The organism is Amycolatopsis sp. NPDC041971 (assembly GCF_055588925.1).
The window spans coordinates 137,916-143,774 of record NZ_JBVJCE010000016.1; the positions used below are offsets into that span (position 1 = coordinate 137,916).

The 5,859-nt window shown below is 70.0% G+C and carries 6 protein-coding genes; all 6 read left to right on the forward strand.

Going from position 1 to position 5,859, the window contains the following annotated elements; genetic code table 11:
- Positions 1-290 precede the first annotated feature (290 nt).
- From ACZ6DT_RS28605 to ACZ6DT_RS28630, 6 genes are read left to right on the forward strand one after another with little or no spacing between them, the layout of a single operon-like run.
- Positions 291-1,214: an ABC transporter ATP-binding protein gene (locus tag ACZ6DT_RS28605; RefSeq protein WP_465600887.1), complete on the forward strand. Its 924-nt coding sequence runs from the start codon at positions 291-293 to the stop codon at positions 1,212-1,214.
- Positions 1,211-1,939, forward strand: coding sequence for an ABC transporter permease (locus ACZ6DT_RS28610; RefSeq protein WP_465600889.1), 729 nt, complete (start codon positions 1,211-1,213; stop codon positions 1,937-1,939). The genes ACZ6DT_RS28605 and ACZ6DT_RS28610 overlap by 4 nt, the downstream gene beginning before the upstream one ends.
- Before the next feature lie 15 nt (positions 1,940-1,954).
- Complete coding sequence (locus ACZ6DT_RS28615) at positions 1,955-3,151, forward strand: sensor histidine kinase (RefSeq protein WP_465600892.1); 1,197 nt, start codon at positions 1,955-1,957, stop codon at positions 3,149-3,151.
- Complete coding sequence (locus ACZ6DT_RS28620) at positions 3,148-3,753, forward strand: response regulator (protein ID WP_465600895.1); 606 nt, start codon at positions 3,148-3,150, stop codon at positions 3,751-3,753. The genes ACZ6DT_RS28615 and ACZ6DT_RS28620 overlap by 4 nt, the downstream gene beginning before the upstream one ends.
- Before the next feature lie 32 nt (positions 3,754-3,785).
- Positions 3,786-4,418 carry a YdcF family protein gene (locus tag ACZ6DT_RS28625; protein WP_465600898.1) on the forward strand — a complete coding sequence of 211 codons (633 nt, stop codon included), beginning with the start codon at positions 3,786-3,788 and terminating at the stop codon, positions 4,416-4,418.
- 39 nt (positions 4,419-4,457) lie between these two features.
- Entirely contained in the window at positions 4,458-5,738 is a 1,281-nt protein-coding gene (locus ACZ6DT_RS28630) for a deoxyguanosinetriphosphate triphosphohydrolase (RefSeq protein ID WP_465600900.1), read from the forward strand.
- Positions 5,739-5,859 lie beyond the last annotated feature (121 nt).

Below are 5,859 nucleotides of genomic sequence, written 5' to 3' on the forward strand. Positions count from 1 at the left end.
CCCCTTTTACCAAACCCCTGACCGGGAAGTTCCGTGAAGGCCTCCTTGAGGGACCCAGGGTCCCTCAAGGAGGCCTTCACGGACCGGCGATCATGTCGCGAACACGAGGTCGGCTTCATGACCAATGGCCCCTGCTCCGCCCCGGCAACGCCGGGAAAGGTCCCTTCCTCGCGAAATCCGCTAGGAAGGACCTTCCTAGCGTCGGGGAAAGCCCACCCCTGACAACTGTCACCCTCAGGTCGTGACGCGCGGCCCACGCGCAGGACGCCCCGCCGCGACATGCTCAAGGCATGCGAGAACAAGACATCACCGCGGGGGCGGCGGTACGGCTTTCCGGTCTGCGTAAGCACTATGGCGACGTCCACGCCGTCGACGGCGTGGAACTGACGATCGCGCCGGGTGAGGTGGTCGCCCTCCTCGGCCCCAACGGCGCGGGCAAATCCACCACGGTCGACATGATCCTAGGCCTCACGGCACCCGACAGCGGCACCGTGACCGTCTTCGGGCGGGAGCCGGGCGACGCGGTCGGCGACGGGATGATCGGCGCGATGTTGCAGGGCGGCGCGCTCGTCGAGGATCTCACGGTCGGGGAGACCGTCGGCATGGTCGCCGCGCTGCATCGCAAGCCGATGCCCGTACGTGAGGCGTTGCGCCGCGCCGGGATCGAAGACCTCGCGAACCGGCGCTCCACCAAGCTTTCCGGTGGGCAGAAGCAGCGTGTGCGGTTCGCCGTCGCGCTGGTGAGCGACCCCGATCTGCTGATCCTCGACGAGCCGACCGCCGCGATGGACGTCGGGACGCGCCGCGAGTTCTGGAAGTCCATGTACGAGTACACGAACTCGGGTCGCACGGTCCTGTTCGCCACTCACTATCTCGAAGAGGCCGAGGAGTTCGCCGATCGTGTCGTGCTGATGCGGTCGGGGCGGATCGTCGCGGACGGTTCGGTCGCGCAGGTTCGTGCGCTGGCAGGGGGACGCACGATCCGCGCCGTGGTGCCCGCGGCGGCGGAACCGGTGATCGCGGGGCTGCCCGCGGTCACCGGTTCCGAACTGCGCGGCGGCCGTGCCGCGATCTCCAGTTCCGACTCCGACGTCACGCTGCGGGCGCTGCTGACCCACGTGCCCGAAGCGCGCGACATCGAGATCAGCGCCGTCGGGCTCGAAGGCGCGTTCCTTTCACTGACCACCGAAGACACCGAGGAAGCCGTTCGATGAACCCGACCTATCTCAAGACCGAGATCGTCCGCACTTTCCGTTCGACACGGTTCGTGCTCTTCGCCGTCGCCTTCCCGGTGCTGATGTTCCTGTTGCAGGCCAACGTTTTCGGCGGCCCCGGCGTGAACATCACCGGGGTGATCATGGTCAACATGATGGCCTTCGGCACCTTCTCCGCCGCGATGACGAGCGGCGCGAAACTGGCCATCGAGCGGTCCACCGGGTGGCAGCGCCAGCTGCGGCTGACCCCGCTGACCGGCGCGGGCTACCTCGGCGGCAAGGCACTCTCGTCGATGCTCGTCGCCCTCCCCGCGCTGCTCGTCGTCCCGCTGGTCGGCGTCCTCTTCCAAGACGTCCACCTCGACGCCGCCGGTTGGCTGCGGCTCGTGTTCGGCATCTGGCTCGGCGCGATCCCGCTGGTGCTGCTCGGTCTGCTGCTGGGCCAGTTCGGCACGCCGGAGTCGATGCAGCCGGTGAACATGATCGTCATGATGGGCATGGGTTTCCTCGGCGGCCTGTGGATCCCCATCGACGGGATGCCGTCGTGGATGGCCGACCTCGCCAAGGTGACGCCGACGTACTGGCTGACCCAGCTGGTCCGCCCCGTCGTCACCGATCACCTCACGGTGAGCCTCACGGCCGCGCTCGGCGTGCTGGCGGCGTGGACCGCGGTCCTCGGGACGCTGGTGATCAGGCGTTACCGTAAGGACAGTGCGCGGGTCTGAGAAGAGGGTGAACCGGTGAACGACTACCCGGGCAGGGTCAGGACGGGTTTGGACAACCGGGGAAACTGGTGGTCGGACATGCCGCCGCGAACCGGCGCCGGGCCCAGGCCGGCGAAGTGGGCCGTGCTCGGCACCGCCTTCGTCCTGCCGAGTTTCATTCCCACGGCGATCGAGCTGACCACCGGCGGGATCACCGCGGAAGAGCTGGTGATCGCCGGTTTCCTGATCGCCTATGGGGCTTGCTATCTGCTGTTCCCGCTCGTTCTGCGTGCTTCCCGGCGGAAGACGACCTACCTCTTCTCGGGGGTGATGCTGCTCCTCGGCCTCGTCCTGGTCTTCCTGCACGACAACAACCCGTACATCCTGATCTACGCGACGGCGGTGCTGGCCTTCACACTGCCGCCGGCGTGGGCGGTGATCCTCGACGGTGGCGCCCTGCTGCTGGTGCTGGCCGTCCACCTGGTCGTCGGGAAGGACGATTTCGGTGACCTCGTGGCGGTCGCTTCGATCACGGCGGCGATGTTCTTCATGGCGAACCTGGTCCGCGCGGTGCGGAAACTGGAAGCGGCGAACCAGGAGATCGCGACGCTCGCGGTGGCGGGCGAACGCGAGCGCCTGGCGCGGGATCTGCACGACATCCTCGGCCACAGTCTCACCACCATCACGGTCAAGGCCGGGCTCGCGCGCCGGATCCTGGAGAGCGGCAAGGACGACAGCCGTGCGTTGCAGGAGATCAGCGAGGTCGAGAGCCTGGCCCGCAGCGCGCTCACGGACATCCGCGCCACGGTCTCCGAGTACCGCGAGGTGTCGCTGTCGGTGGAGGTCGCCGGGGCGAGGGCGGCGCTGCGGGCGGCGGAAATCGACGCGGATCTGCCGCACGCGGTCGACAACGTCGACCCCGCCCTGCAACGGACCTTCGGCTACGTGCTGCGCGAGGCGGTCACCAACGTGCTCCGGCATTCCGGGGCGAAGCGGGTCAAAGTCCGCTTCGGCAGGACGTGGCTGGAGGTCGAGGACGACGGCGAGGGCAGCGAGGAGAAGCCGGGCAACGGCCTGCGCGGGCTCACCGAACGCTTGGCCGCGGTCGGCGGGACCTTGACCGCCGCCACGCCATCTGCGGGAGGATGGCTCGTCCGGGCGGAGGTACCCGAGTCCGCCCTCCGGAGCGTCGCGCCCGCGCCGCTCTCCGAACCCGCTGGAGGTTGCGCGTGATCCGGGTCCTGCTCGCCGACGACCAGGCGATGGTGCGCGGGGCGTTGGCCACCGTGCTCGGCCTCGAAACCGACATCGAGGTGGTCGCCCAGGTCGGCTCGGGCGACGAAGTGCTCCAACGGGCGAAGGAGACCGCCCCGGACGTCGCGCTGCTCGACGTCCAGATGCCGGGCAAGGACGGTCTCGAAGCCGCCGCCGAACTGCACGGCGCGCTCCCGTTGTGCCGGATCATCATCTGCACCACCTTCGGCAGGCCCGGCTATCTCTCGCGGGCGATGGCGGCGGGCGCCGCTGGATTCGTGGTCAAGGACGCGCCGCCGGAGCAGCTCGTCGACGCCGTCCGCCGGGTCCACGGCGGGCTCCGGGTGGTCGATCCCGCGCTCGCCGCCGAATCCCTCGCCACCGGCGCGAGCCCGCTCACCGGCCGTGAACACGACGTCCTGCGGGCCGCCAAGGACGGCAGCACGGTGGCCGACATCGCCGGTGCGCTGCACCTTTCCGAAGGCACCGTGCGCAACCATCTCTCGGCCGCGATGGGCAAGACCGGGGCGAGGACGCGGGCCGAGGCGGTGCGGCTCGCGGAAGAGCGCGGCTGGCTCTGAGCCTGTCTCGCGGCTCTGCGAGAATCACCTTCGTGAGTACCGCCGAACGGACGAAACCCACCCGTGCGAACTGGGTGCGCCGGATCCTGGCGGGTTTCCTGCTGGTCGTCGTCGCGGTGATCGGCGGAACGGCGTTCCGGGTCTGGCAGGTCGCGCGGGAGGACGTGCGCGACCAGGCCGACGTCATCGTGGTGCTCGGCGCCGCCCAGTACAACGGCAGGCCGTCGGAGATCTTCCAAGCCCGGCTGGCGAAGGCGAAGACGCTGTACGACCAGGGCGTCGCGAAGGTGATCGTCACCGCGGGCGGCAAGAAGGCCGACGACAACTACACCGAGGCACAGGCGGGCGTGCAGTGGCTGCGCAAACGCGGCGTGCCCCAGTCGGCGACGCTGCCGGTCGGCGAGGGCAGCGACACCCTGCGCAGCCTGCGCGCGGTCGCCGAGCAGGTGCAGAAGCGGGGCTGGAAGACCGCGGTGCTGGTCAGCGACCCATGGCATTCGTTCCGTGCGCGGGTGATGGCCGACGATCTCGGATTGGAGACCTGGACGTCGCCGACCCACCGCGGTCCTGTCGTGCAGGCCCGCGAGACGCAGGCGCGCTACATCGTCCGCGAGACCGGCGCGCTGCTGTATTACCGGCTCACGAAATCCCCCGCGGTCGTCTGAGACCCGCGGAGTGTCGGTGACCACGCTTAAGCTGGTCGGGTGAGTGACACCTACACCCAGGCCGACAGGGCGCGACTGCTGCCCGAGCGGCCCAAGGGCGCGGCGTTGGAAGGCGCCGGTGACGGGCGAAGCGCCTTCGCCCGTGATCGCGCGCGGGTTCTGCACTCGGCGGCCCTTCGGCGGCTTGCGGGCAAGACCCAGGTGGTCGGCCCCGGTGAAGGCGCCGAGGTCAGCGGTGTGCCGCGTACCCGGCTGACGCATTCGCTGGAGGTCGCGCAGATCGGCAGGGGGATCGCGGACGAACTGGGCGCGGACCCGGATCTGGTGGACACCGCGGGTCTCGCGCACGACATCGGGCACCCGCCGTTCGGGCACAACGGCGAGCGCGCGCTGAACGAGGTCGCGCAGCCGTGCGGTGGTTTCGAGGGCAACGCGCAGACGTTGCGGATCCTGACCAGGCTGGAGCCGAAGGTCCTGCTCGAAGGCGGGGCCGTCGGCGGGCTGAATCTCACTCGCGCCTGTCTCGACGCCTCGACGAAGTACCCGTGGCAGCGTGAAGAGGGCAATCCGAAGTACGGCGTCTACGCCGACGACGCCGAGGTGTTCGCGTGGGTCCGGGAAGGCGTCTCGGCGTCATCGGACCGCCGCACTTGTCTCGAAGCGCAGATCATGGACTGGTCCGACGACGTCGCGTACTCGGTGCACGATGTCGAGGACGGGGTGCTGGCAGGCCGGATCTCGTTGCGGGTACTGGCCGACGCGGAGGAACGCGCGGCGGTGGCCGAGGCGGCGCGCCGGTTTTCGACTCAGTCTCAGTCCACTTTGGAGGGTGCGGCGAAGGAACTGCTCGACCTCCCGGTGGTCGCCGAACTCATCGAACCGGGGCTCGACGGATCGCTCAAGGCGCAGGTCGCGCTGAAGCGGCTGACGAGTGAGCTGGTCGGCAGGTTCGCGACGGCGGTGGTCGTCGCGACGCGGGAGGTGTACGGTGCGGGCCCGCTGAGCCGCTACGCCGCGCGGCTGGTCATCCCGGAGCAGGTCGCGGCCGAGGTCGCGCTGTTCAAGGCGCTCGCGCTGCGGTACGTGATGAGCGACAGGCGGCGCCTCGCGATGCAGGACGGCCAGCGCCAGACGCTCGCCGAACTGGTCGGGGCGCTGTGCCGCCGCGCGCCCGACGCGCTGGACGGGCTGTTCCTGCCCGCGTGGGAGGCCGCCCCGGACGACGCGGCGCGGTTGCGCGTGGTCGTCGACCAGGTGGCGTCGCTCACGGACGCTCAGGCCTACGCGTGGCACGCCTGGCACCTGGGCCGCCACGGCTGAGTCTTGGGTCCCGGGGGGGGGGGGGGGGGGGGGGGGGGGGGGGGGGGGGGGGGGGGGGGAGAGGGAAAGAAGAGGGAAGAAGGGAGGGGGGGAGGAGGGAGGGAGGGGGGAAGAAGGGGCG

Bases quoted from the DNA above. Each gene is read 5' to 3' on its own strand.
- ACZ6DT_RS28605 (WP_465600887.1), top strand. From the start codon at position 291: ATGCGAGAACAAGACATCACCGCGGGGGCGGCGGTACGGCTTTCCGGT.
- ACZ6DT_RS28610 (WP_465600889.1), top strand. From the start codon at position 1,211: ATGAACCCGACCTATCTCAAGACCGAGATCGTCCGCACTTTCCGTTCG.